Genomic DNA, 24490 nt, shown 5'->3' on the forward strand with positions numbered 1-24490 from the left:
TGCCTATGTGAATTTCAGTTTAGTGACCTGCTGCGTGGGCGCCTGGCATACCCGATTTCACGAACGGCGGGCGGGTGAACCAGATGATGATAATCAGCGCCATAAAACCCCAGCCGAGCACCCAGAAATAGTCGATTGTCGACATCATGTAGGCCTGCTGGGTAACCACCTGGTCAATCATCGCAAGATGCTGCTGCGTCGGGCCACCCATCTTATTTACGTAATCCATAGCCGCTGGGTTGTACTGTGTCACGCTCTCGGTCAGATTCGCGTGGTGGAAAACTTCACGTCGCTGCCAGATCCATGTGGTTAACGATGAGGCAAAGGAGCCGCCGAGTACGCGAAAGAACGTGGCCAGTCCTGAGCCTTCCGCCACTTCGTTACCGTGCAGATTCGACAGCACAATGGTGGTCAGCGGCATGAAGAAGAAGGCCACGCCAATCCCCATAAACATCTGCACGCTGGCGATGGTGCGGAAATCCACGTCAGTATTGAACTGCGCGCGCATCAGACAGGATGCCCCCATTGTCAGGAATGACACTGAGCATAAAATTCGTAAATCCACTTTGGTGGCGTAACGTCCGATGACTGGCGTCAGCACCAGTGGTAAGAAGCCCATCGGCGCAGCGGCGAGACCGGCCCAGATAGCCGTGTAGCCCATCTGGGTCTGCAACCACTGCGGCAGAATAATGTTGATGGCAAAGAACGCGGCATAGCCCAGCATCAGCGCCAACGTGCCGATGGCGAAGTTGCGGTCTTTGAACAGCCGCAGGTTCACAATCGGGTGACGTTCGTCCAGCTCCCATATCACAAAGCAAATCAGGCTGATCGCCGAGACAATAGACATCACGATAATGGGCGTAGAAGAGAACCAGTCTTCGTCGTTGCCCTTATCCAGCACCACCTGCAGCAGGCCCACGCCAAGCACCAACAGCGCGATGCCAATATAGTCGACAGGCGATGACTGCGTTGTTTCTTCACGCATGCGCAGCTGCGACCAGACCACGATGGAGGCGAAAATCCCAATCGGCACGTTGATGTAGAAGATCCACGGCCAGGAGTAGTTATCGGTAAGCCAGCCGCCGGTGATAGGCCCCACGATAGGCGCCACCACGGTCACCATCGACAGCAGCGCCAGCGCCATGCTGCGTTTCATCGGCGGGAAGATAACCAGCAACAGCGTCTGACACATCGGGAACATCGGCCCGGCGAAAAAGCCCTGCAGCGCACGGAAGATGATGAGCTCCGTCATGCTGTGGGCGAAGCCGCACAGAAATGACGTCAGGGTAAAGAACATCACCGAGGCGATAAACAACCGCAACTGCCCGAATCGGCGGGTAAACCAGCCTGTCAACGGTAGAGCAATAGCGTTACACACCGCAAAAGAGGTGATAACCCATGTCCCCTGATCGGCGCTAACGCCCAGGTTGCCGGAGATAGTCGGCAGCGCCACGTTGGCGATGGTGGAGTCCAGCACCTGCATAAAGGTCGCCAGCGACAGGGCAAGCGTCGCCAGAAACAGGCTGGGGGGCGTAAAGGCTGCCTTCGGCTCTGACATAGCTTCTCTCTTAGCGCTGGGCTACAGCGCTGGTGTTGTCATGAAGGATTTTCGCCACCAGTTTATCGGCTGCTTCCATTGGCGTTTCATACACATCGGTACGGAATCGCGGCTGTTCGACGGTTTTTTGTGGCAGAAGGTGACCACCCTGATTGCGGATATCCACCTCAGCGTTCATCGACAGACCCACACGCAGCGGATGCTTCTGCATGTCATGTGGATCAAGCGTGATGCGTACCGGCAGGCGTTGGACGATTTTGATCCAGTTGCCGCTGGCGTTCTGGGCTGGCAACAGTGAGAATGCGCTACCGGTACCAATGCCGAGACTTTCGATGGTGCCGTGATATTTCACGTTATCGCCATAGAGATCCGCATTCAGCTCTACTTTTTGCCCAATGCGCATGTCCTGCATTTGGCTCTCTTTAAAGTTGGCATCCACCCACACTTCATTCAGCGGCACGATGGCAAGCAGCGTGGTGCCGGAGGTGACACGCATCCCGAGCTGCACAGCACGTTTAGCGACGTAACCACTGACGGGCGCAACAATGGTGCTGCGGGAGTTATCGAGATAGCGTTGGCGCAGCGTCGCAACGGCGGTTTTGACTTCAGGATGGTTATCCACCACGGTGTCATCAACCATCGCCTGATTGGTTTTGAGCGCTTGCTCTGCAGCCAGTAAATCGCTTTGCGCGCTGGTCACGGCATCACGGTAGTGCGCCAGATCTTCCACCGCAATGGCGCCGGAACTGACAATTTTTTCCCGGCGCAAGTAGTCACTTTTCGCTGTTTGCAGGGCTACTTTTTTGGCAGCAACTTGTGCACGGTAGTTGTCGGCAGTGCTATAGAGACCACGCACCTGACGCACTGTGCTGGCGAGATTGGCTTCAGCCTGCTGCAGGGCGATGGCGGTATCGCTTGGGTCCAGCAGAACCAGGGGCTGGCCTTTTTCGACATAATCGCCTTCATCCACGGTCACCTGAGTCACGGTACCGGTGATTTGCGGTGTCAGGGTGACCTGATTTCCGTTGACGTAAGCATCGTCGGTGCTCTCGTAATAGCGGGCGTAAAGCAGATACCAGGCCAGACAGCCTCCTGCCGCGAGGATCAGGATCAGTAATAAAATGGCGAAGTTTCTTGTACGCTTGCCTGGGCGCTTGTCAGAGGGAGGCGCGTTATTTTCCATAGACATAACCGGTGACCTTAATTAGCGATGGGGGGCCGTGAATTCATCGGGCAGCATTTTGATAAGAATATCTGCGAGCTGCCGGGATTCTTCGGGCGTCAGACGCGCCGTTAAGTCCGCGAGGATGGTATTCAGTGCTTCATTCTGAAACGTATTGCACAGCGTCTGACCTTTTGCCGTCAGGGCCAGGATCACCTGGCGCTTGTCGTGCGGATTCGGGCGGCGCTCGACCAGGTCGTTCTTCACCATACGTGCAACCATACGGCTCATTGCCCCGGTATCCATCTGCAGGCTCTTGCAGATTTCTGCCGGGCTGGTGTTACCTTTAAATATATTAATCAATACCTTAAATTGCGGTGCGGTAATGCCGCTGTCGGCAAAGTAATGGCCGATAAGCAGGTCCTTAAACTGGTTTGCCAGATGGAACAGCAAACCCAGATGCAGGTTTTTATGGGAAGAGTCGATTGGGGTATTCATGATAGCTGCCTGGTCAGTAATTAACATGATAATTACTGCCTGGTCACCAATTGTCAAATTAGGTCAACAGAAAGCACACATATTGACAAATGGAGGAGGGCGATAAGCGTATTACGATCACTCGAACCCGTGATGCCCGCAGACATCAATTTGGATGCGCTCTGTGGTACAGGCCCGACGCAGGCGAGATTGATGTACGCGCGGCCGTAATTTGCCAGGGTTCCCTAAACCAGTCGGTGTCATCAGCTGGCGTACTGTCGGACCAAAATCAGCGTAATGTTCGCGGATAGTACGCAGTGCTCGTTCAGCGAGGCCCGGCATGAGTTGCCGGTTGCCAGGCTGGCCACGACGACGGTTAACAAGTGAAAGCGGCCCATGTTCACGATAGCGCTCCAACAACCGTCGGCAGTGTCTGTCAGATATCTCAAGCGGATAATATTGAGTACGTACCGGGCAAGACCATCAGGTCGTTGGTTATTGCTGGGTTTTCAACGACGACGGCTAGCCATACCCAGCGGGCCAGATTCACGGTAACGCGACAGAAGGCATCGGCACAGGCTGTCAGATATGCTCAGGCGCTGTGTGGCCATCAAGTGTAGTCAGACGCCGAACGATAACGTCCTAATAACTTTGAGTCGGTTAACTTTATCCAAAGCAAAAAACTCCGCCGCATGAGCCGTCATCAGAATCTATCGATGCTGAATCTACGAGTAACTTATCCAGGAGCAGACCTTACAACTTAGCCACCATAATATGAGTGCGCATAATGTATATTATGTTAAATATGATATCAGGGCGCGTAATCCCCCCATAGCGCCAACTCTTCCCCATGAAATCCATAAACACCATCTTGTCATTCAGCGGCTGCTGACACGTTTGGATATGGCCCCTTCCATCACGTGCCGCTCTCACTCAGGGGACTCTGATGCCGACCGTGAACGACGTATACGAAAACCTCCCGGCGGACCAGCTATGGCGTTTTGGCATAAACTCCTCCAGCACGCATGTGGCGCTCTCGACCGTCGTTGGGTTCTTTAGCCGAACGCACGCCGGTGACACGAGGACCGCACCAGGTCTTCCGGCGCCGTTAACATCATGTCTCGTTTCTGGTTCCGTATCTGCCAAACAATGCCGACTCACTCAATGCTAACCCGGCAAACCGCACGCCGCGCTTTCTCCGCCCTAAAATGTCCAGATGACAGCTGCTGTCAGTGCCGCCTCGTTACGTCGTAACACGATCGGGCTCTCATTTGCATGCTCCCCAAGCCAGGTATAGTCAGCGCTCAGGAGCGTACCCCAGTGGGCATCAAACTGGTGACTCCAGGTCAGACTGTTGTCTATGCCATAAAATCCCCCCGGTGCTGAATAGCGGCTATAACCTGAGCGCTGGCTCTGCTGCGGATCCACCCCATACCAGGTATTCAGGTAACGGTTGTCGCCAAACAGGGCCGCCGTCTGAAAGGCGACCGTGTCATGGTCAGTTTGTACAGGGAGCAACGTCAAGGATGCCTGGTAGCTTACCCCCTGGCTGTCCGTTAAAGGCAGCGTCGCTTTACCTTCAACACTGAGCCACGAAAGCGCCTGCCAGCCGACGGCAAGGGCCGTGTTCAGGGAGGCGTCAATGTCTCCCATCCCTTTCAGATTATTTGCCCCTGCCCGCCAGCTGGCGTTTTTATCCGCCCTTCCCAGATCGTATCCCAGCGTATGTTCGAAGTACCAGCCGCTGGCGTTCTGCAGGTCATATCCCACCCCTTTCTGCGTATCAATAAAAAATGCGCCGTTACGCCCCTGAAGTACAGGAACCACCTGCCATACCTGCTTGTCTGAACCTGAATATCGCGGAGTGTAGTGGCCTCCCAGCCCAATGGTGAAGGTGCCGGAGGAAGTGTCATCATTTGCTTGTACGCAGGATGTCATGGCCGTCAAAAGCGGTACGGTCATATACAGGGCTTTTTTTATCGCTATCATACTGTTCTCCTCACAGACGCCGGCTTCTCCTGAGGCAGGAGCCGCCACAAAATGTTGGCGCAGTATGATTTGGCAAAATCAATGAATCGTCGGGATAGTGTTAAGAAACGGTCAAGGTGAATGGATGTTGTCCAGAAGAGTGCTGATTATTGAAGATGACGCCGATGCGGCTGGCGTGCTCGAAGCCTATTTACGCCGTGAAAATTACGTTGTCGTCATTACCGGAGACGGTCTTTCCGGGCTGGATATGGCGCACCGGTGGAAACCCGATCTGATCCTGCTGGATGTGATGCTTCCGGGGCTTAACGGCACCGAAGTCCTGGCTGGCCTGCGCCGTAAAAATGATGTTCCGGTGATCATGGTGACCGCCATGGGAGATACTCCCGATCGTATTGGCGCCTTGCGCTATGGCGCTGATGATTATGTTGTTAAGCCTTACCATCCGGGAGAAGTTGTGGCTCGGGTGCAGGCGGTACTGCGCCGCAGCAATCAAACAGAAACAAAGGAAGAGATCCTTCGCTGGCAATCGCTTGAAGTGAATGTTACGGCCATCGTGGCGAGCATTGTCGACGGGGACACCACACCGCGTACGTTGGATCTGACCCCAACCGAATTTTCACTACTGACCACGCTTATGCGCTCTCCTTCACGTCCTTTTTCCCGCCAGCATTTACTTGAGCACTGTTTGCCGGAAAGTGAAGCCCTGGAGCGCGTGGTGGATACCCATATTTATAACCTGCGTAAAAAACTCGAGGCGGCGGGTATTTCCGGCGTGCTGGTTAACGTTCGCGGCGTAGGCTACAGGTTCAGACAACCATGACAAAAACCCGCTACTCCTCCCTGTGGCGCTGGATTTGCGCACGTATATTAGCGCTGGCCATCGGAAGCGTAATTGTCATTGCGACCTGTATGTGGCTACGTTATGCGGTGCAGAATTACTGGAACATAGGCAGAATGCCGGCATCGGTCCGACAAGAGTTTCTCGCGCTCAGCCAGAACCCGCAGGCGAACCCGGCGCGCTTCCATCAAATCGTCGATACCTGGTGGGGGTTGAGTTATTCAACCCCATCCATCGCCTCGGCGGACTGGGTCACCGTGGCGTTACTGGTCCTGGTCATGATCCCTTTTATTGTGGTGATGGGATTGCGATATGCCAGGCCACTGGCGCTGCAATTCAGCCGACTGCGTGATGCGGCAAAGGACGTCGCCGAAGGGCAATTTGGCCGCCAGGCTGAGCTCATCAGGAATGCGCCGGCTGAAATGGTCAGCTTTGCCAGTGACTTTAACACCATGACGGGAAAACTGGCCCGCTATGAAAAAGAGTTACGTACCTCTCATGTGGCCATGGCGCATGAACTTCGCTCCCCCCTGACTGCCGCTATCGGACGTTTGCAAGGCATGCTGGATGGCGTGTTTGATGCCAGCCCGGAACAACTGGCCATGGTAATGAAACAGCTTCAGCACCTGAATCGCCTGACCGATGAACTTCATCTGCTCTCGCTGTCTGATGCCGGGAATTTGGTGCTGGAAAACGAACCCTTTCGTCTGGATGAGCTGCTTAAAGAACGGGCGACATGGATCATGCCCCAGGCTGATGCACATCGTTTTACAATCAGTCTTCATCATTCTCAGGCGTGTCCCTTCAAAGGCGATACGTTCCGTATGGGCCAGGTTTTCACCATTCTTATGGAAAATGCCCTCCGTTACGGGCGTGATGGCGGCTATCTTGATGTCACGCTGCACTACGCCAGCGGGCAATATTGCCTCGAATTTCGCGATGACGGCCCGGGGGTATCCTCCCAGTTCCTGCCGGAAATGTTCAACCGTTTTAGCCGGGAGGAGCAGTCGCGTGCCCGCCACTCCGGCGGCAGCGGTCTCGGTTTGTCGATTGCTCGCGCGATTTGTCAGGCCCATGGTGGCAGTATCAGCGCGTCGTTACCTGAAACCGGCGGACTCGCAGTCACCCTTTTGTTACCCTGGACGTCGTCTGAGATGGAAAATAGCCGCTCTTGATAATACCTTGACGAAACGTCGAATCTTTCTCGACTAAGCGCGCATTTAATAACGCCATCACCTTTATGGAGCGGCGTTATGTCAGATGAATTTTTACTCTCCCTCCGCCACAGTCTGCACCATTTGTACGACGTGGCGCGCACCCTTTCCTGGCTGCACTTTCTCCCCCTGACCATTCTTTCGGTAATGATCTTTCTGCTGCCCGGATGCGGGGACAACCAGGGTAATACGACTGATCCTGTGCGAACGGTGCGCTACGTTGTTGTTGGCTCAGCGCAAACCCTTCCCGCGCTGGAAAGAACCGGAGAGATCCATGCGCACGATGAAACGATTCTGAGCTTTCGTACCGGCGGCCGGATAGTGAAGCGTAGCGTCGATATTGGCGATCGGGTCAATGCAGGGCAACTGCTGGCCACGCTTGAAAATACAACCAGTCAGAATCAGCTCGATGGCGCACAGGCTGATTATGAAGGAGCCAAAGCCTCTGCTCAGGTTGCTGCACTTAACGTCAACCGAATGCAAAAGCTTATGCCAACAGGCGCGATTGCCCGCACGCAGCTCGATACCGCCCGCGCAGACTGGCTTGTCGCCCGCGCGCGTTTAAAAAACAGCGAGTCCGCGTTGCGTAATGCCCGGGAAAGCCTTGGCTGGACGCGTCTGATTGCGCCGCAAAGCGGCGTGATCACCGAAGTAAGCGCCTCTGCGGGTCAGGTGGTCAATGGTGGTCAGTCGGTATTGACGCTGGCGACCGGTGAAGCCCGCGATGTGGTGTTTGATATCGCTAAACCCGAGGCGATCCCGCCACAGGAACAGGCTGGCTTGCGAGTTTCCCTCCTCAGCGACCCGTCGGTGCAAGCGTCCGCCGCGGTAAGAGATATTAGCCCGCAGGCCGATCCTCAGACCCGCACATGGCGCGTCAGGGCGACCCTGCAAAACCCAGCGCTGGCAATGGCGCTGGGCGCCAGCGTCACCGTCACGTTACCCGCAACGGGTCCGCATGGATACGCCCTTCCCGCTTCAGCGCTGAGCCGCGTCGACGACAAACCGGCGGTTTATGTGATTAACCCACAGTCGCAGGCGCAGCTTCGCGTGGTGGTACCAGCATACTATACCGCCACCTCGGTCATTATCTCCGGCGGCCTTGAACCAGGCGACCGGGTGATTACCGCCGGCGTGAGTAAATTACGCTCCGGCGAGCCGGTGATTGCCGGGGAGTGCGAATCATGAAACCCGTATTGAATGAGAAATTTAACCTGTCCTCCTGGGCGCTAAATCATCAGCAGATGGTCAGTTTCTTCATGCTGCTGATCATTGCTATGGGCGCGTTCTGTTATGAGAACCTGCCACGTAACGAAGATCCGGCGTTTACGATTAAAACGGCCGTTGTTTCTGCGCAATGGCCCGGGGCATCCGTAACGGATACCACCCGACTGCTGACCGATACGCTGGAAAAAAAGCTGCAGGAAACCCCCTGGCTTGATTATCTCGAAAGTGAGACCCGCGCCGGGAGCTCCGTTATTCATGTCAATCTTCGTGACGATACCCCGCCGCAAAAGGTGCCGGATATCTGGTATCAGGTACGTAAGAAAATGCAGGATATTGCCCCCTCTTTGCCAGAAGGCGTTCAGGGCCCCGCCGTCGACGACGAGTTTGATGACACGTACGGTACGATCTATGGCTTTATACCTGAGGGCTATACCCTGCGGGAGGTCCGGGACCGTGTTGAGACAATCCGCCGGGAACTCATGTCGTTACCGGATATCGGAAAAACCAGCCTGCTGGGTGAGCAGCAGGAACAGATAGTTCTCTCTTTTTCTCCAGCGCGTCTGGCAGGTATGGGGTTGAACATCCAGCAGGTAGCGGATGCCCTCAGAGCACAAAATGCGGTTGTCCCGGCAGGTATGATCCGCACCGGACAGGAAAATATGGCGATAAAGGTCAGCGGGGAACTGACTTCTGAAGCGAGCTTACGTGCCGTCACGCTGCATATTAACGATCGTTACCTTCCTCTGACGGATATTGCCACCGTTAGTCGGGAAAACGCCGAGCCTCCCCAGCCGGTTTACCGGGTCAACGGCAAACCCGCCATCGGGCTGGCTATCTCGATGGCGCCGACCGGTAATATGCTGCGTTTCGGCGCCGCGCTGAATGCAAAAATGCAGGCCATCAGCGTCACGCTGCCGCACGGTATTGAGATGGTCAAGGTTGCCGATCAATCAGCGGTGGTCAGCGACGCCGTAAGCGGGTTTATCCGGGTGCTTATCGAAGCCGTGGCGATCGTCCTGGCCGTTTCGTTTGTCTCTCTGGGTTTACGAGCCGGACTGGTAGTGGCTGCGGCCATCCCACTGGTTCTGGCCATGACCTTTACGGGAATGATGCTGGCAGGAATAGGTCTGCAGCGTATTTCTCTCGGCGCATTGATTATCGCGCTGGGTCTGCTGGTCGATGACGCCATGATCACCGTGGAAACCATGGTCTCTGGTCTGGAAGCCGGGGATTCCCGCCGGCAGGCGGCGACCCGGGCTTTTAAAACGACCGCATTTCCGATGCTGACGGGCACCCTTGTGATGATTGCCGGGTTTATTCCCGTGGGATTTGCTGCGTCCAGCGCCGGTGAATATTGCTTTTCCCTGTTTGCCGTGGTGCTCATCGCCCTGCTGTGCTCATGGGTTGTCGCGATCCTGTTTTCACCGTTAACCGGGACGTGGCTGTTATCTGACAACATCAGACAGAAGGCGAAAGGTCCTGGACGGATGGCCCGCGGATACCAGTGGCTACTGCGAAAGGCGTTGCGTCACCGCTTCGCCACCGTGTGTCTTGCTCTCATTGCGCTTGGTCTGTCCGTTTACGGAACAACCTTTATGCAGGGGGAGTTTTTCCCCGCCTCCGACAGGCCAGAATTGCTGGTAAGCCTGACGCTACCGGCAAATGCCTCGCAGTCGGAAACGCAAAATACGGCTGAAAAGCTGGAGAAGGCCCTGGCAAGCAACCGCAACGTTGAGCGCTTTTCGACATACGTTGGGTCGGGAGCGATCCGTTTTTACCTGCCTATGGATGTGCTTCTGGCAAATGAAAATATCGCCCAGATAGTGGTGGTGGCTAAAGATCTTAAAGCGCGGGATCGTCTTCATCGGCAGTTAAACAGGATACTGGCTACGCGCTTTAGCGACATCATCACGCGCGTATCGCCCCTGGAACTTGGGCCTCCCGTCGGCTGGCCAGTCAAATACCGGGTGAGTGGGCCAGATTATCTGAAGGTCAGGTCGATCGCGAACCGCCTGAGCGATGTCATTGGCCGGTCCCCCTCCTCTCGCGAGGTTAATCAGACGGCAGGCGAACCGGAGAGAGTCATTACCCTCAAGGTCAATCAGACCGCAGCCCGGGCTGCGGGCGTGTCGTCAGAAAGTCTGGCCCGGATGCTCAATACCGTCTGGTCCGGCAGTATAGTCACGTCGGTTCGCGATAATGACCGCCTTGTCGATGTGGTGCTCCGGGCCAGGGACAATGAGCGTCTTAACCTTGCCACCTTCTCTTCGCTGACTATTCAGGGGAATGACGGTAAACAAATCCCCCTCAGCGCCTTTGCCACGCCAGTCTGGGGCGTGGATGATCCGGTTATCTGGCGTCGACAGCGTTTGCCTTTCATCACCGTGCAAACTGACCTCGCCCCGGGACTTCGCGCCGAAGCAGTATCCGCAGCGTTGCGACCTGCGGTAGACAGGTTGCGCGCGGAACTGCCTGAAGGCTACAGCATTGAAGAAGGGGGCGCGGTTGCTGAGTCTGAAAAAGGTAATAGTTCGGTCTATGCGATTCTGCCGGTGACACTGGTCATCATGCTCTTGCTGTTGATGCTCCAGTTGCGCAACTATTCCCGTATGGCGTTGGCTATACTGATGGCCCCGTTTGGTTTACCGGGTATCGTGCTGGCTATGTTGCCTGGCGGAACACCAATGGGATTTGTCGCTCTTCTTGGCGTGATTGCGCTCGCTGGCATGATCATTCGTAACGCCGTCATACTGATTAGCGAGGTTGACAGCAATCTTGCTCAGGGAATGGCAAGCGATGCCGCTATTATTGCGGCCGCAGAGCATCGTGCGCGCCCCATCTGCCTGACTGCCTGTGCCGCCATTCTGGGAATGATCCCCATCTCTCATCAGGTATTCTGGGGACCGATGGCCTATGCGATTATCGGGGGACTACTGGTTGCCACGCTGGTTACACTGACCGTTTTACCGGCATCGTTTAGCCTGTTGTTACACCTGAGAATGACGTCCTCAGGCGAGTTTACTGCTTCTTCGGCAGCAGAGAGCGAGGAGAAATGCCGAAGGCTTTGCGGAAGGCATGGCTGAAATGAGAGAAATCAGAGAAGCCGAAATCCAGCGCCGCCTGGGACACGCTACTGACTCGTCCGCGTTCGATAGCCTCTCGGCTCGCCTGCAGCCTCTCCTGCCAAATCACTGCCATCGGCGTTTTTTTATGGCGGGCGAAAGCACGCGTGACGGTGCGAACGGATACGTGGTGCGCCCGTGCCAGGCTTTCGATGTTCAAATCGGGATCGACAAGTTGCCGCCGGATGTAGTTCATCATCCGGGAATACAGATCGCGCTCAACACCAACGTTGTTCAGGTCCTGTAACTCCAGGCTCAGTACCAGTAGATCCAGCAACGTCTGGGAGAAGCGGCCGGAGATATCCGCTGTGTCCAGACAGGCGGGCATCGCTGCCGCCTGACGCAGCATTTCGCGCAATGGGATCACGCCCGGGCGGCGGTCGTCGAGCACCATCGCGGTGAGGTGTTCGACCCCAGGTAAATGACAGCTCAGCAAATGGCGGGGGATCCGCACCAGATGATTATCGCGCCCGCCAAGACTGAAGCGGAATGTCTGGGCGGCATCGTAGAGCACCAGACTGTCCGCTGCCAGCGTCGCCTTGCGTCCCCCCTGTTCAAGCTGACCGTATCCATCCTGCATATACCCCAACCACAGATCGTCGTCGGGGCCCTGGCGCAAATAACGTGCCGTGCGATCCCAGCGGTGTAGCGGCGCGGACAGTGAACACATATCCACCAGACCCACTCCACGTACCGTCAGCCGCGCATCAAAGTCGACCCCAGCCAGAGGGGCGCTGGCGGCTGGAATACAGTGGCGTAACACTACGTCGTTCCAGTACTCGAAGCGGCGCGACTCGGTAACGCCAACGGTTGAATAGTGGAGACTGCCCGCAGACTGCATGCTATTCATCATCATTCACCTCGCGCCGGGTATTCCGCCAAAACGACAGAAACGTTTCCGCAGACAGCAACTATCATGCCAACGAGCTAATACACCCTCTTTCAGTTACGCCGATCGGCGCTAAGTTACCGGGAACTATCACTGAAAATCCGCGCCCCCCCTTTTCTGCTGGCATATAGGGCGTCGAATAGCGGAACGACAAAACGTGGAACCGCACCCTAAACGTGCGGCGTCTGCACTATGGCGGACCATCACACGACGAGGGGCAGGCCCGCAACCGAATGTCCCTTCCAGCCAAACGACTGTCCTGCTGAAGCAAGTACGCCGCAAATTTCTCCCTAGTATCAGTAAGCGTAAGGTCTTCCGGCCACACCGTGCTCCGGACATAACACGACATCAGACAAGAGGGGGAACGTCATGACTTTCAGTAACGCTACGTTTCGCACCAGCCTGGCCGCCTGCACACTGTGGCTGGCAACCGGCCCGGCCCATGCGGTCGATCTCAATTCGCAGGACCTCATTCCCGCCCCCGCCGGCACCGATGCCGTTCTGGGATATTTCACCTACGCGACGAGAGATAGCTTCACCTCCACCGGGGGCGGTGAACTTAAGCAAGAGACCGGGCTCGACTCCTTCGTCAGCATCTTTCGTTACGTTCACTACATGGACGTCGGTGGCTTTACGGTTGCGCCGCAAGTGCTGCTGCCTTACGGACGCCTTTACAATGGCTCACTAAACGGCGTTCGACTTGATTCAGCCAGCGGCCTGGGCGATCCCATCCTTGCCGCGCCGGTCTGGCTGGTCAACAACCCCAGCACAACCTTTGCCATTGTGCCTTACCTGTACCTCCCCGCGGGCTCCTACGACGCCGGACGCACGCTAAACGTCGGTGAAAATCGCTGGAAGTTCGACCTTCAGCTCGGCGGCGTGCAGCAGCTGGGTAACGGTTTCGCCACCCAACTTTCCACGGACGTGATGTGGTATGGCGTCAACGACGACGCCTCGGGCATCGGCACCGGTCGACTCAAGCAGGACAACACCTATCAGTTTCAGGGCTGGGTGACCTGGACGCCGCCCGCCGATAAGAGCTGGACCCTGGCCGCCGGTTATTCCCAATACTGGGGCGGCAAACAGCAGCTTGACGGTATCGAGAACGGACAGGCGACGCGCGTCGATCAGGTCAGGCTGGAATTATCGAAATTCGTCACCCCCACGGTGCAGGTACAGGGTCTGCTCCAGCGCGACCTCAACGTCGATGGCGGTTTTAAGGAAGATCTACATACCACCCTGCGCGTGATGAAACTGTTCTGATGCGAATCGGCACAGAGACATCCCCAGACTCACTACTCACCCGCAACGGAGAAATCCATCATGACCGATCAGCAGCAAAAACCCACACTTTATGAACGTCTCGGTGGTTATGACGCCGTTTACGCTTTCGCAGGAGAAGTGTTGAAGACCTGTATGAAACATCCCGATATCGGCCATATCTGGGCGCACGTATCCGAATCGTCGTTCCAGAAAGAGCATATCAACTTTGTCGATTTTCTGTGCAAGCACTGGGGCGGCAACACGGTCTACCGGGGACGAGATATGGTGACCGCGCACCGCGGAATGGGGCTGACCGAAGTGCACTGGAAAGCCGTATTCGAGGCTATTGATGAATGCTACGAGAACTTCAACGTTCCGCAGGATATCCGTGAAGAGGTTACCGCATTCCTGACCCAGTTCAAACCCGCCGTCATCGGCAGCCCTTCATACCGGGATGTGGTACTCGCGCACCCTGACATGGACGTCACCAAAGGGATGAAAAGCGTCGGCATTCACTGGCCGAAAACAGATAAACCGTCTTAACCGAGGAAGGACATCCGCGCAACAGGCGGGTGTCCGTCTCAGCCAAATGACTGACCTGCACAACCATGTAGTGATGACATTTCGGGCTTATGTTGAAGGCAGGTTGCATTGGCAAACACCATATAAAGGGAACTCCATGGCTATTGAACGTCCTACCATTGAACAGCTGCAAGCGCTCGCCAGTCGGCTAAACATACGATTGACGCCTGCACAAGCCGAAGAATATCTGGCGCTGATGCAGGCCAATTTCGACGCCTATGATCTCATCGACGCCCTGCCCGACGAGATCCCCGCGGTGCACTACCCACGCGCCGCCGGCTATCGTCCTGAAGGCGACGAAAATCCGCTTAATGCCTGGTATTACAAGACCGAGGTGACAGGTGCAGCAACCGGTAAACTGGCCGGCCGCACCGTGGTGCTCAAGGACAACATCGCGCTGGCTGGCGTACCAATGATGAACGGCGCCTCGACGCTGGAAGGCTTCGTCCCCCTCTACGACGCCACCGTTGCCACCCGACTGCTGGATGCCGGCGCGACTATTCTCGGCAAAGCCACCTGCGAGCACTTCTGCTTGTCGGGAGGCAGCCATACCTCCGATCCGGCGCCCGTACATAACCCGTTGCGCCGCGGCTACTCGGCCGGTGGCTCATCTTCTGGCAGCGCCGCTTTGGTCGCTTCCGGGGAAGTCGATTTGGCCATGGGGGGTGATCAAGGGGGCTCGGCGCGTATTCCCGCCGCATGGTGTGGCCTCTATGGCCTGAAACCGACCCACGGTCTGGTGCCTTATACCGGCATCATGCCGATCGAAGCCACTTTCGACCATACCGGGCCGATGACCCGCAGCGTAAAAGACAATGCCTTAGTCCTTGAGGTCATTGCCGGCGCGGACGGATTGGACCCACGTCAGTATGCTCCCAAAGTGGAAGCCTATACCGAGGCGCTCGGTAAGGGAGTCCGTGGCTTAAAGATCGGCATTATGGCCGAAGGTTTTCAGTTGCCGAACCTGGATGCGCGAGTCGCGGAGAAAGTTCGCGCTGCCGTCGCCCGTCTGCAGGAATTGGGCGCGACGGTCGGCGAGATTTCGGTACCGGAGCATAGCCTGGCGGGGGCGCTCTGGTCCCCTATCGGCTGCGAGGGGCTGACCGCGCAGATGATGCATGGCAACGGCATGGGCTTTAACTGGAAAGGACAATATGACGTAGCGCTGCTGGACAAGCACGCCCAGTGGCGTGACAACGCCGATGCGCTTTCCCCATCGCTGAAGATATGCATGTTCGTCGGCCAGTACGGGCTGGAACGCTACCATGGCCGCTACTATGCCAAGGCGCAGAATATCGCGCGTCGCGCGCGTGCGGGCTATGACCGGGCGCTGGCGGACTTCGACCTGCTGGTGATGCCCACTGTACCGCTTGTCGCTCAGCCATTACCGGAACCTGACTGCTCCATTACCGAATACATCTCCCGCGCATTTGAAATGATCGGCAATACCGCGCCGCAGGATATTACCGGCCATCCGGCAATGACTCTCCCTTGTGGGCTGGTCGACGGCTTACCGGTAGGAATGATGTTGGTAGGACGCCACTTCGCCGAAAGCACCCTTTATCAGGCCGCCGCCGCATTTGAAGCTTCCGGCGACTGGCGGATGTTTTAACCCTTAACCATCGGGAACCATAAAATGAGCCATCAACACGACCACGACCATACTGAACCGCCGGCGGACATCGAGCTACGCGTCCGGGCGCTGGAATCCCTGCTACAGGAGAAAGGACTGATTGACCCGGCGGCACTGGATGAACTGATTGACACTTATGAGCACAAGGTCGGCCCCCGTAACGGCGCGCAGGTGGTCGCTAAAGCGTGGAGTGATCCGGAGTATAAACGTCGGCTGCTGGCGGACGCCACAGCCGCCATCGCCGAGTTGGGTTTCTCCGGCGTGCAGGGTGAAGACATGCAGGTAGTGGAGAACACGCCGGACGTGCACAACGTGACCGTCTGTACATTATGTTCCTGCTACCCCTGGCCGGTGCTGGGTCTGCCACCGGTGTGGTACAAATCGGCCCCCTATCGTTCGCGTATCGTTATCGACCCGCGCGGCGTTCTGGCCGAATTCGGGGTAAACATTCCAGAAAGTAAAGAGGTGCGCGTCTGGGACAGCAGCGCGGAACTGCGCTATCTGGTCCTGCCAGAACGTCCGGCGGGTACCGACGGCTGGAGCGAAGCGCAGCTGATCGAACTGGTCACCCGCGATTCCATGATCGGCACCGGCCTGGTCGCCGCGCCATAATAAGAGGAGAAAACCATGAACGGGATACATGATCTGGGCGGTATGCACGGCCTCGGGCCGATCCTCAACGAGGAAAATGAGCCGTATTTCCATCATGAATGGGAGCGCCGGGTATTTCCGCTGTTCGCCTCGCTGTTCGTCGGCGGACATTTCAATGTGGATGAATTCCGCCACGCCATTGAACGCATGGATCCAGCCCACTACCTGGAGGCGAGCTACTACGAGCACTGGTTGCACGCATTTGAAACGCTGCTGCTGGAAAAAGGGGTGATCACCGCCGATGAACTCTGGGGTGGCTCGACCCCTGCCCCCTGCGCTCCGGGCACGCCGGTGCTGACGCAGGACATCGTGGCGATGGTTGTCAGTACCGGCGCCTCCGCGCGCGTCAGTCACGATATTGCTCCCCGCTTTAAGGCCGGAGACCGGGTTCGGGCAAAAAACATCAACCCAACCACCCACACCCGCCTGCCGCGTTACGTGCGCGGGAAAATCGGCCGTATTGAGACCGATCATGGCGTGTTCATCACGCCGGACACCGCGGCGCACGGTCTGGGCGAACATCCTCAGCACGTCTACAGCGTCAGCTTCACCGCGCTGGAACTGTGGGGCACGCCGCGCCCGGACAACGTGTACATCGATCTGTGGGACGACTATCTGGAGGAAGCATGAGCATTGCGACACAGCATGATTACGCCGCCGTCGGGTTACCCCGCGACGAGGAGGGGCCGGTTTTTGATAAGCCCTGGCAGGCGAAAGCATTCTCCCTGATCGTCCATCTGCACCGGGCGGGGCTGTTCCCGTGGGCAGAATGGGTACGGACGTTCAGCGAAGCGATCAAGGCGGCTCCGGCGCAACCCGGCGAAAGTGTGAACGATGCCTACTATCGCCAGTGGGCGACAGCAATGGAGAACATGATCACCGCCCTCCACCTGACCGCACCGGATGACATTGGCCGACGGACCCAGGAATGGCGACTGGCGTATATCAACACGCCGCATGGTCAGCCGATCGTCCTGGCCAATGCCAGCTGTCCGCCGGCGCATAACCACCACTCGCTTCCACTCGGCGTTCCGGTCACGGTGAGCCCGGCACAATCTTCCATCAGCCAAATTAACAACGGAGTCACATCATGAGCGATATTACCCTTACCACCAACACCCCGGCCACTCCGATACCGGTCGCGGCGCTGTTGCCCTGGGCACTGTTTACCACCCTGCTGGCACTGTTAGCGATCTATTTCGTCGGTGCGGAACAAGGTGCGACGTCGATGTTTTCCGGCACCCAGGTGCATGAATTCTTCCACGACGCACGCCATCTGCTGGGTTTTCCCTGCCACTGAGGAGGCGGACATGATTGGGAAACTATTATTCAAAGGGATGATAGCGGGCATTCTGGCTGGACTGGTGGCATTTGCCTTTGCACACCATTTCGGCGAGCCGCAGGTCGATCGCGCTATCGGGATTGAAGAAAGTCTGGCCGCTCATTCACACCAACACAGCGCGTCGGCTGACGGCGGTGAAGAAGAGGTGTTTAGCCGTCAAACCCAGTCCGGGATCGGGCTAATGGCCGGCATGGTGCTGTTCGGCGCAGCGCTGGGCGGCGGTCTGGCGCTGAGTTGGGCCTTTAGCTATCAGCGCTTCGGACCATCGAACCCGCGTCTGTTAGCGTTAGGCCTGGCGCTGGTCGGCTTTCTGGTCATGAGCCTGATGCCTGGTCTGAAATACCCACCTAATCCGCCCGCGGTCGGTAACCCGGAGACCATCGGCTATCGTACCGAACTGTACTTCGTCATGATGTTGCTTTCCATCGGCATCGTCATCGCGGCCGCGTGGTTATCACATCAGCTAATACCGCGCCTCGGTAGAGGGAATGCGATGATGTGGGCAACGCTGTTCGCGGTGGCGCTGATGCTCGTGGTTTGTGCCCTGATGCCGACAGTGAACGAAGTGCCCGAACACTTCCCGGCGGACCTGCTATGGCGTTTCCGTATCAGCTCCTTCGGCACGCACCTGGTGCTCTGGAGCGTCATCGGTGTGGCGTTCGGTGCCTTAGCCGAACGCACGCCGGCGACAGGTGTGCAGCGCCCAGCCTTCCGCCGCGGTTAACACATCATGAGAGCGTCGCTAACGTTGATTTGTCAGGGAGAAACGGCAGCGTCCCGAGGTTCACATTTCCCCTGTGATGACCCTCTGGAGGCGCGGGAATGGCAGCGGGCGCGTCAGTTACAAAGCCGTGTCGCCCGTTGTCACCGCGTCTGGATCTCCCCGGAGACCGCCGCCCGACAAACTGCCGCAGCGCTCTCTTTACAGGGTACCCCGGTGATGGAGCTGGCGGAACCCGACTACGGCATCTGGGCCGGTCGGCCAGTACGTGAGGTGATGACGCAAGACGCCGACGCTTTCCTGGCCTGGCTGGAGGGCGATCCGCCGCCGGGCGGAGAGTCACGTGCTCAGTTGCTGGCGCGCTGCGGCCGTTGGCTGGCAAAACACGTCGATATTCCAGGCCGACACGGTGTAATTGCGTCGGCCTCCACTATCCGTGCCATGATCCTCAACGTTCTCGGCGCCCCACTTCACTCATTTGCACGTATCGACGTCCACCCGCTCAGCATCACCGAGTTGCGCAGTGACGGACGGCGCTGGAATTTTTGTTTATTAAGAGATGACATAAAGGGCGAATGTTCGACGCTGTCCCGCTGAAGCCGTCAGCCAGTAAGCGCTTGGCCATTGATGGATCCGTCCACTGGTCTTGCATCGCTAAACCCAATGCCATAGAACCGCTCAGCGCGCTTCACGCCCCGTCCTGCGTAAAAAAGTAAATCTCCCTGACCATGTTTATTTATACTCAGAAAACATGTCATTAAGAAAGGAAGCTACGCGTTGAAATGGGTAACCTGGTTAAAACGTATCGTGTTGTCCCTGCTGCTGTTGATCGTTGGCGCTCTGGGACTACGCCTTTATGACATTCAGCGCGGACCCGAGCTGCAGCTCTGGCATACCTGGGTTCCGCATGAGATGGACGCGGATGAAATCGACAATGCTGACTGGAACGATTACATCAACAAAGAGAATGCGCTCTTCAGTGAGGTAAAACGCCAGGTTACCGATAAGCTGGACGCTGAGCAGCAAACCGAACTGAATCGTTACTATAGTCACAGCCCCATCTATCCGGACTCGTTTCCAACCAACTGGAATCGGTCATATATCATGATGCCGGATGGCAAACCGAAAGGCGCCGTGGTGTTGCTGCATGGTCTGACAGATACCCCCTACAGCCTGCGGCATATCGCTGAAAATTACCGGCAACAGGGGTATGTCGCCATCGGTATCAGATTACCGGGCCATGGGACGGTTCCCGCCGGGCTGACCGATGTGGACTGGCAGGACTGGCTTGCCGCCACGCGCCTTGCGGTGAGAGAAGCGAAACGACTGACGGGTAATGATGTGCCCCTGCATATCGTCGGATTTTCCAACGGCGGCGCGCTGGCAATGAAATATTCGCTGGACGCGCTGGATAATGCCGAACTGGCAAAACCCCAGCGGGTGATCCTGATTTCTCCGATGATCGGTATTACCAGCTTCGCGCGTTTTTCCGGCCTCGCTGGCTGGCCCGCGTTTCTTCCCGCCTTCTCGAAAGCCGCATGGTTAAACATCATGCCCGAGTTTAATCCGTTCAAATATAACTCCTTCCCGACGAACGCTGCCCGGCAGTCCTTCCTGCTGACCAAAGCGCTGCAAAAGCAGATAGTGACTGACTCGAGAAATCACAGACTTAACAGCTTACCGCCGGTATTGACCTTTCAGTCCGTTGTGGATTCAACGGTCAGTACGCGGGCGATCGTGACGGCGCTGTATAACCGTTTGCCGGAAAATGGCAGTGAAATTGTCCTCTTCGATTTGAATCATGCCGTCAGGTTTAATTCATTATTACGCCGGACGTCTTACACCGCGCTGGCACGGTTGCTGCCCGCGCCGCCACGCGCTTATCAGACCACGATCATCACTAACGCGAATTCAGCCAGTACCGATATGGAAATCCGCACAACACCTGCCGGGAAAACAGACACCACAGTGGAAAAGCTGCAGGGAATGCGCTATCTGCCGGACGTATACTCCCTTTCTCATGTCGCGCTCCCCTTCCCGTTAAGCGATTCGCTGTACGGGCGCTATCCCCATCCGCTGAATCAATATGGGATCAGCCTCGGCACGTTTGCTGCTCGCGGCGAGCGTTCGGTGCTGGTTGTGGGTCTGGACTCGCTGATGCGTCAGTCATCCAATCCGTTCTTTCCCTATATGATCAAGCGCATTGACGAAGGGATCGACACTCGCCCGGCTCTCTCCGGGAAATAACTCTTCTCTGGATAAGTGGCCACCACGGCCACTTTTTCCTGAGGATGCGGTACTACGCTTTCGCCGACGTCGACAGCCACTGATATACCGCTGACAAATCCTGGCCGGCATATCCCGCGTCCGCCGCCTGCTGCCACAGTTCGGCAATGTTATCCAGCCCCGGCATGGTGTGCGGCTCGGCCAGGGATAGCGCCAGCCGGGCATCTTTCAGCGCATGCGCCAGTTGCATCTGCGGCGCGAATTGCTCGCTGGCGATGGCATCCAGTTTCACTTTGACATACGGTGCGGCCAGCGGGCCGCCTTCCAGAGCGCTCCAGAGCTGGTCGGGGGTAAAGCCCAGCGTCTTCGCCAGCTGGGCGCTTTCCGCGATGCCCTGCATCATCGAAATCAGCCAGGCATTGAGGACCAGCTTCATTTTCTGGCTGTTGCCGGCCTCGCCAAACCACTGCGTCCCGCGGGAGATAGCCGCAAACACCTGTTCGGCAGCGGCACACTTTTCACGATCTCCGCTGGCGAGCACCAGGATCTGCGCCTTCTCCGCCGGGGCTTTGGTCCCTGAAACCGGGGCATCGACGAAGGTCATCGCCGGCTGAAGCGCCCGCAGCAAGGCGATAGCCTCCTGCGTCTCCGGCAGGCCAATGGTGCCCATCTGACAATAGATCGCCTGCGGCTGACAGGCAGGCGCTATTTGCGCCAGTACCTCGAGGGTAGCCTGACCGTCGGCGAGCATACTGATGATCACCTCGGCATCAGCGACCGCCTGCTGCGGCGTGGTATGCAGGGATAATCCCTGCGCCTGTAAATCTTCGCCGCGTGCTGGCGAACGGTTCCAGCCTGCGACGGTAAAGCCTTTCTTCAGCAGATTGCTGGCAAAAGCATGTCCCATGGCGCCGAGTCCCAGCACCGCGACCTTTGGTAATGTACTCATCTTGTCTGTCCTGATTCGCGTGTTAATAAATGTCGGACGTCTACTATCGCATCTCTGACACGGATGTCAGTAGCAATAACCGCCATAAAAAGTGACACCGTCACTCATGGTCTCACGGCTGTCGGAGCCACGCCAGCAAACGGCGCATCGCTGGCGTCAGCCGGGCATCATCCTGATAACACAGACACAGGCGGCGCTGTGCCCAGCGATCCTGCAGCGCGATGACGGCAAACCGGTAGCGCTGCTGGTAGCGTTCGGCAATGACGCGGGGCAGGATCGCCCCGCCGGCGCCGTGAGCCACCATCTCGCAAAGCCCTTCAAAATGGCTCATCCGGACCCGGACGTTTAGCCCCTGGCCGAGCCCGGCGGCATGTTGTTCAATATGCTGCTGCAGTGCGCTGGTCTGGTAGAGGGCGACCAGCGGCTCGTTGATGACCGCCGCAAACGCCACTTCATTCGCGCCGGCCAGAGGGTGAGTCGGCGGCACAATCAGCACCAGGGGATCATCGGCGACAGGATCCAGATGCAGCGGCCCGGGGTCGACCGCATCGGACACCGCTCCAGCCTGCGCCACACCCGCCAGAATGCTGCTGACGATATCCGCGCTGGTGCGCTCTTCGGTGTCGATCTGCACCGCCGGATGCGCTGCCATCCAGGCGGCGAGCTTGCCCGGCAGAAAAGCCGACATCGCCGAGGTGTTGGCGAACAGCCGCAGCGTCCCCTGCTGACCGCGGGCGAAGGCGCTCATCGCCTGGCGCAGACGCTGCTGCTGCGCAAGAAGCGGGCGTGCATGGCGCGCCAGTACCTCCCCGGCCTCAGTCAGCGTCACGCCGCGAGCATGACGCTGCAACAGGGGAACACCGACCTCTGCCTCCAGCTTGCGCACTCTTTCGCTGGCGGAGGCCAGGGCGAGATGGGCCATGGCGGCCCCACCGGTAATACTGCCGCTATCCACGATGGCGATAAACAGTCGCAGATCGGCCAGATCCATCCGCATCACACCCTCCCCACCCTTCGGTTTTCCCGTAGTCTTAGGGCAACATACCGCATTGTGGCTTTAGCGACCAGTGGTTTCAATGTCCCTTTCTATCCTGAAAAGTGAGCCGTGATGTTCGATCTCCACATCTTTTATTTACTGCTGATCTTTATCGCCGCCGGACTGGTCAAAGGGGTGACCGGCATGGGATTACCCACCGTGGCGATGGGCCTGCTTGGTCTGCTGATGCCGCCGCAGGCCGCAGCGGCGCTGCTGGTACTTCCCTCGCTGTTAACCAATCTCTGGCAGTTGCTGGCTGGCCCCGCGCTGGCGCAGATTGTGCGCCGCCTCTGGCTTATGATGACCGGGATTATTATGGGAACGCTGGCGGGGTCGTCACTGCTGATCAGCCTCAATCCTCGGTGCTCAGCGCTGGCGCTTGGCACCGTGTTGATAGCCTATGCCGGGTATGCGCTCTGTGGCCCGGCGTTGCAGGTTTCCGCCCGCGTGGAGAAGTGGCTGTCGCCGCTCATGGGCGGTCTGACCGGCGTTATCACCGGGGCGACCGGGGTATTTGTTATTCCGGCCGTTCCCTGGCTGCAGACGCTGGGCTTTCGTCGAGACGAACTGGTGCAGGCTCTGGGGTTGTCGTTCACCCTCTCCACCCTGGCGATGGCGGCCGGCCTCTCCCTGCACGATGGCTGGCATGCTGATTCGCTGCTGCTGTCGGGGCTGGCGCTGTTGCCCGCGATACTCGGCATGTGGCTGGGACAGTGGATCCGCTCGCGTCTCAGCCCGCGACGCTTTCGTCAGGGCTTTCTGCTGTTCCTGCTGGCGCTGGGAATGGAGCTGATCGCCAGGGGATGGCTGACCTGAATCCGCTAGCGGCGAGTAATGTGCTTCACGTTGTACTTACTGGTGTTCTGGTAGATCTCTGAGAAATCGACGATCGCCCGGTTTTGCGCATAACTCACCGATTGCACCCGCAGCAGGAGGCTGTTTGGCGCTACCTGCAGCAGCTCGGCCTGCTCGCGGGTCGCCAGCACCGGCGTATAGCTGCGGTGGCTCTCGATGATGGTGATATGACACTCTTTTTTGAAATAGTTGAATTTAGACTGCTCGAGGTTACCCACGCTGAGCCAGGGAAAGGTGGCGAATGGAATATAGCTGTTTTCCACGAGGATCGGGACCTCATCAATTAGCCGCAGCCGCCTGACGTAGTAAACTTTTTCCCCCGGCTGGATCTTTAACTGCTGGGCGATGGCCGGAGGAGCATCAAGCAGCGTGAATTCAATGACTTTGTTACGGTAGTTGGTGACGCCTACCACCTGCATCTGGTAGTTAAAGCCCTCCAGTTCTCCGCCGTGATAGTTACTTTTACGCACAATGCAGGTTCCGCTGCCGTGCCGCCGCGCGATCAGCTTTTCCTCCTCCAGTAGCGCCAGCGCTTTGCGCAGCGTCATCACCGAGACCTGCAGCTCCGCAGCGAGCGCTTTTTCGCTGGGCAGCATATCGCCCACGGCATAGTCGTCGCTGTTGATGCGGGTCTTCAGTTCAGTGGCAATCTTTTTATAAATCACTTTTAGATGTCTCGCTAAGGTGGCGCTCGTCAAACAGATAGGCGGATAACTTAATGTAAATAAAAGATTATTTTTACATTGCAGCGAAAAC

At 57.3% G+C, this 24490-nt stretch carries 23 protein-coding genes and 1 pseudogene; 15 read left to right on the forward strand and 9 right to left on the reverse strand.

Features of this window, described 5'->3' with window-relative positions; translation table 11 throughout:
* Positions 1-19 precede the first annotated feature (19 nt).
* The 5 genes and pseudogenes from HMPREF3142_RS03730 to HMPREF3142_RS03745 all read right to left on the reverse strand — a co-directional run bounded on the left by HMPREF3142_RS03730 (position 20) and on the right by HMPREF3142_RS03745 (position 5186).
* Positions 20-1558 (reverse strand): DHA2 family efflux MFS transporter permease subunit, encoded by a 1539-nt coding sequence (locus HMPREF3142_RS03730; RefSeq protein WP_070611618.1) that lies wholly within the window; start codon positions 1556-1558, stop codon positions 20-22.
* Positions 1559-1568: 10 nt separating this feature from the next.
* On the reverse strand, positions 1569-2747 hold the full coding sequence (locus tag HMPREF3142_RS03735) for an efflux RND transporter periplasmic adaptor subunit (RefSeq protein WP_008804875.1): 1179 nt from the start codon (positions 2745-2747) through the stop codon (positions 1569-1571).
* A 15-nt stretch (positions 2748-2762) separates the two neighbouring features.
* The gene (locus HMPREF3142_RS03740) at positions 2763-3218 is read right to left on the reverse strand and encodes a MarR family winged helix-turn-helix transcriptional regulator (RefSeq protein WP_008804876.1); all 456 of its coding nucleotides are present in this window, start codon (positions 3216-3218) and stop codon (positions 2763-2765) included.
* Between the two features lie 120 nt (positions 3219-3338).
* Positions 3339-3647, reverse strand: a pseudogene (locus HMPREF3142_RS29745) (ISNCY family transposase); the annotation flags it as partial.
* Positions 3648-4400: 753 nt separating this feature from the next.
* Entirely contained in the window at positions 4401-5186 is a 786-nt protein-coding gene (locus tag HMPREF3142_RS03745) for a MipA/OmpV family protein (RefSeq protein ID WP_012968225.1), read from the reverse strand.
* Between the two features lie 124 nt (positions 5187-5310).
* On the opposite strand from HMPREF3142_RS03745, the gene HMPREF3142_RS03750 reads away from it, so the two are divergent.
* From HMPREF3142_RS03750 to HMPREF3142_RS03765, 4 genes are all read left to right on the forward strand, one after another.
* Positions 5311-6006: a response regulator gene (locus HMPREF3142_RS03750; RefSeq protein WP_070611620.1), complete on the forward strand. Its 696-nt coding sequence runs from the start codon at positions 5311-5313 to the stop codon at positions 6004-6006.
* Positions 6003-7199 (forward strand): sensor histidine kinase, encoded by a 1197-nt coding sequence (locus HMPREF3142_RS03755; RefSeq protein WP_070611622.1) that lies wholly within the window; start codon positions 6003-6005, stop codon positions 7197-7199. The genes HMPREF3142_RS03750 and HMPREF3142_RS03755 overlap by 4 nt, the downstream gene beginning before the upstream one ends.
* Before the next feature lie 78 nt (positions 7200-7277).
* Positions 7278-8426 carry an efflux RND transporter periplasmic adaptor subunit gene (locus HMPREF3142_RS03760; RefSeq protein WP_070611624.1) on the forward strand — a complete coding sequence of 383 codons (1149 nt, stop codon included), beginning with the start codon at positions 7278-7280 and terminating at the stop codon, positions 8424-8426.
* On the forward strand, positions 8423-11548 hold the full coding sequence (locus tag HMPREF3142_RS03765) for an efflux RND transporter permease subunit (protein WP_070611626.1): 3126 nt from the start codon (positions 8423-8425) through the stop codon (positions 11546-11548). The genes HMPREF3142_RS03760 and HMPREF3142_RS03765 overlap by 4 nt, the downstream gene beginning before the upstream one ends.
* Here the strand turns inward: HMPREF3142_RS03765 and HMPREF3142_RS03770 are convergent.
* Complete coding sequence (locus HMPREF3142_RS03770) at positions 11484-12437, reverse strand: AraC family transcriptional regulator (protein WP_044643250.1); 954 nt, start codon at positions 12435-12437, stop codon at positions 11484-11486. The genes HMPREF3142_RS03765 and HMPREF3142_RS03770 overlap by 65 nt on opposite strands.
* A 408-nt stretch (positions 12438-12845) precedes the next feature.
* Between HMPREF3142_RS03770 and HMPREF3142_RS03775 the strand changes: the two genes are divergently transcribed.
* The 10 genes from HMPREF3142_RS03775 (at position 12846) to HMPREF3142_RS03820 (ending at position 20915) form a co-directional block, all read left to right on the forward strand.
* Positions 12846-13739: a transporter gene (locus HMPREF3142_RS03775; RefSeq protein WP_070611628.1), complete on the forward strand. Its 894-nt coding sequence runs from the start codon at positions 12846-12848 to the stop codon at positions 13737-13739.
* 60 nt (positions 13740-13799) lie between these two features.
* A complete protein-coding gene (locus tag HMPREF3142_RS03780; RefSeq protein ID WP_008804888.1) occupies positions 13800-14282 on the forward strand; it encodes a group I truncated hemoglobin in 483 nt (160 codons plus the stop codon).
* 136 nt (positions 14283-14418) lie between these two features.
* Positions 14419-15933 (forward strand): amidase, encoded by a 1515-nt coding sequence (locus HMPREF3142_RS03785; protein ID WP_012541727.1) that lies wholly within the window; start codon positions 14419-14421, stop codon positions 15931-15933.
* A 24-nt stretch (positions 15934-15957) separates the two neighbouring features.
* Entirely contained in the window at positions 15958-16566 is a 609-nt protein-coding gene (gene nthA / locus HMPREF3142_RS03790) for a nitrile hydratase subunit alpha (protein WP_008804890.1), read from the forward strand.
* A gap of 15 nt (positions 16567-16581) precedes the next feature.
* Positions 16582-17235 carry a nitrile hydratase subunit beta gene (nthB, locus tag HMPREF3142_RS03795; protein ID WP_012541728.1) on the forward strand — a complete coding sequence of 218 codons (654 nt, stop codon included), beginning with the start codon at positions 16582-16584 and terminating at the stop codon, positions 17233-17235.
* Positions 17232-17699, forward strand: a complete 468-nt coding sequence (locus tag HMPREF3142_RS03800; protein ID WP_023322614.1) for a nitrile hydratase accessory protein — start codon at positions 17232-17234, stop codon at positions 17697-17699. The genes nthB and HMPREF3142_RS03800 overlap by 4 nt, the downstream gene beginning before the upstream one ends.
* Positions 17696-17905 (forward strand): CbtB domain-containing protein, encoded by a 210-nt coding sequence (locus tag HMPREF3142_RS03805; protein ID WP_008804893.1) that lies wholly within the window; start codon positions 17696-17698, stop codon positions 17903-17905. The genes HMPREF3142_RS03800 and HMPREF3142_RS03805 overlap by 4 nt, the downstream gene beginning before the upstream one ends.
* 10 nt (positions 17906-17915) lie before the next feature.
* The gene (locus HMPREF3142_RS03810) at positions 17916-18671 is read left to right on the forward strand and encodes a CbtA family protein (protein WP_016161021.1); all 756 of its coding nucleotides are present in this window, start codon (positions 17916-17918) and stop codon (positions 18669-18671) included.
* Positions 18672-18677: 6 nt separating this feature from the next.
* On the forward strand, positions 18678-19265 hold the full coding sequence (locus HMPREF3142_RS03815; RefSeq protein WP_023340136.1) for a histidine phosphatase family protein: 588 nt from the start codon (positions 18678-18680) through the stop codon (positions 19263-19265).
* Between the two features lie 180 nt (positions 19266-19445).
* Positions 19446-20915, forward strand: a complete 1470-nt coding sequence (locus tag HMPREF3142_RS03820; RefSeq protein WP_012968232.1) for an alpha/beta hydrolase — start codon at positions 19446-19448, stop codon at positions 20913-20915.
* 52 nt (positions 20916-20967) lie between these two features.
* On the opposite strand, the gene HMPREF3142_RS03825 is transcribed toward HMPREF3142_RS03820, so the two are convergent.
* Positions 20968-21843, reverse strand: a complete 876-nt coding sequence (locus tag HMPREF3142_RS03825; RefSeq protein WP_008804897.1) for an NAD(P)-dependent oxidoreductase — start codon at positions 21841-21843, stop codon at positions 20968-20970.
* 112 nt (positions 21844-21955) lie between these two features.
* Entirely contained in the window at positions 21956-22840 is an 885-nt protein-coding gene (locus HMPREF3142_RS03830; RefSeq protein ID WP_070611630.1) for a LysR family transcriptional regulator, read from the reverse strand.
* A gap of 111 nt (positions 22841-22951) precedes the next feature.
* Here HMPREF3142_RS03830 and HMPREF3142_RS03835 point away from each other — a divergent pair, with 111 nt between their 5' ends.
* On the forward strand, positions 22952-23695 hold the full coding sequence (locus HMPREF3142_RS03835) for a sulfite exporter TauE/SafE family protein (RefSeq protein WP_070611632.1): 744 nt from the start codon (positions 22952-22954) through the stop codon (positions 23693-23695).
* Between the two features lie 5 nt (positions 23696-23700).
* Here HMPREF3142_RS03835 and HMPREF3142_RS03840 read toward each other — a convergent pair whose 3' ends face one another.
* Positions 23701-24399 (reverse strand): GntR family transcriptional regulator, encoded by a 699-nt coding sequence (locus HMPREF3142_RS03840; RefSeq protein WP_046620324.1) that lies wholly within the window; start codon positions 24397-24399, stop codon positions 23701-23703.
* Positions 24400-24490 lie beyond the last annotated feature (91 nt).

The organism is Klebsiella sp. HMSC16C06 (assembly GCF_001808325.1).
Taxonomy (GTDB): Bacteria; Pseudomonadota; Gammaproteobacteria; order Enterobacterales; family Enterobacteriaceae; genus Klebsiella; species Klebsiella variicola.

Coding starts and splice junctions, on each gene's coding strand:
- HMPREF3142_RS03730 (WP_070611618.1), bottom strand. CDS start 1,558: ATGTCAGAGCCGAAGGCAGCCTTTACGCCCCCCAGCCTGTTTCTGGCG.
- HMPREF3142_RS03735 (WP_008804875.1), bottom strand. CDS start 2,747: ATGTCTATGGAAAATAACGCGCCTCCCTCTGACAAGCGCCCAGGCAAG.
- HMPREF3142_RS03740 (WP_008804876.1), bottom strand. CDS start 3,218: ATGAATACCCCAATCGACTCTTCCCATAAAAACCTGCATCTGGGTTTG.
- HMPREF3142_RS03745 (WP_012968225.1), bottom strand. CDS start 5,186: ATGATAGCGATAAAAAAAGCCCTGTATATGACCGTACCGCTTTTGACG.
- HMPREF3142_RS03750 (WP_070611620.1), top strand. CDS start 5,311: ATGTTGTCCAGAAGAGTGCTGATTATTGAAGATGACGCCGATGCGGCT.
- HMPREF3142_RS03755 (WP_070611622.1), top strand. CDS start 6,003: ATGACAAAAACCCGCTACTCCTCCCTGTGGCGCTGGATTTGCGCACGT.
- HMPREF3142_RS03760 (WP_070611624.1), top strand. CDS start 7,278: ATGTCAGATGAATTTTTACTCTCCCTCCGCCACAGTCTGCACCATTTG.
- HMPREF3142_RS03765 (WP_070611626.1), top strand. CDS start 8,423: ATGAAACCCGTATTGAATGAGAAATTTAACCTGTCCTCCTGGGCGCTA.
- HMPREF3142_RS03770 (WP_044643250.1), bottom strand. CDS start 12,437: ATGAATAGCATGCAGTCTGCGGGCAGTCTCCACTATTCAACCGTTGGC.
- HMPREF3142_RS03775 (WP_070611628.1), top strand. CDS start 12,846: ATGACTTTCAGTAACGCTACGTTTCGCACCAGCCTGGCCGCCTGCACA.
- HMPREF3142_RS03780 (WP_008804888.1), top strand. CDS start 13,800: ATGACCGATCAGCAGCAAAAACCCACACTTTATGAACGTCTCGGTGGT.
- HMPREF3142_RS03785 (WP_012541727.1), top strand. CDS start 14,419: ATGGCTATTGAACGTCCTACCATTGAACAGCTGCAAGCGCTCGCCAGT.
- nthA (WP_008804890.1), top strand. CDS start 15,958: ATGAGCCATCAACACGACCACGACCATACTGAACCGCCGGCGGACATC.
- nthB (WP_012541728.1), top strand. CDS start 16,582: ATGAACGGGATACATGATCTGGGCGGTATGCACGGCCTCGGGCCGATC.
- HMPREF3142_RS03800 (WP_023322614.1), top strand. CDS start 17,232: ATGAGCATTGCGACACAGCATGATTACGCCGCCGTCGGGTTACCCCGC.
- HMPREF3142_RS03805 (WP_008804893.1), top strand. CDS start 17,696: ATGAGCGATATTACCCTTACCACCAACACCCCGGCCACTCCGATACCG.
- HMPREF3142_RS03810 (WP_016161021.1), top strand. CDS start 17,916: ATGATTGGGAAACTATTATTCAAAGGGATGATAGCGGGCATTCTGGCT.
- HMPREF3142_RS03815 (WP_023340136.1), top strand. CDS start 18,678: ATGAGAGCGTCGCTAACGTTGATTTGTCAGGGAGAAACGGCAGCGTCC.
- HMPREF3142_RS03825 (WP_008804897.1), bottom strand. CDS start 21,843: ATGAGTACATTACCAAAGGTCGCGGTGCTGGGACTCGGCGCCATGGGA.
- HMPREF3142_RS03830 (WP_070611630.1), bottom strand. CDS start 22,840: ATGCGGATGGATCTGGCCGATCTGCGACTGTTTATCGCCATCGTGGAT.
- HMPREF3142_RS03835 (WP_070611632.1), top strand. CDS start 22,952: ATGTTCGATCTCCACATCTTTTATTTACTGCTGATCTTTATCGCCGCC.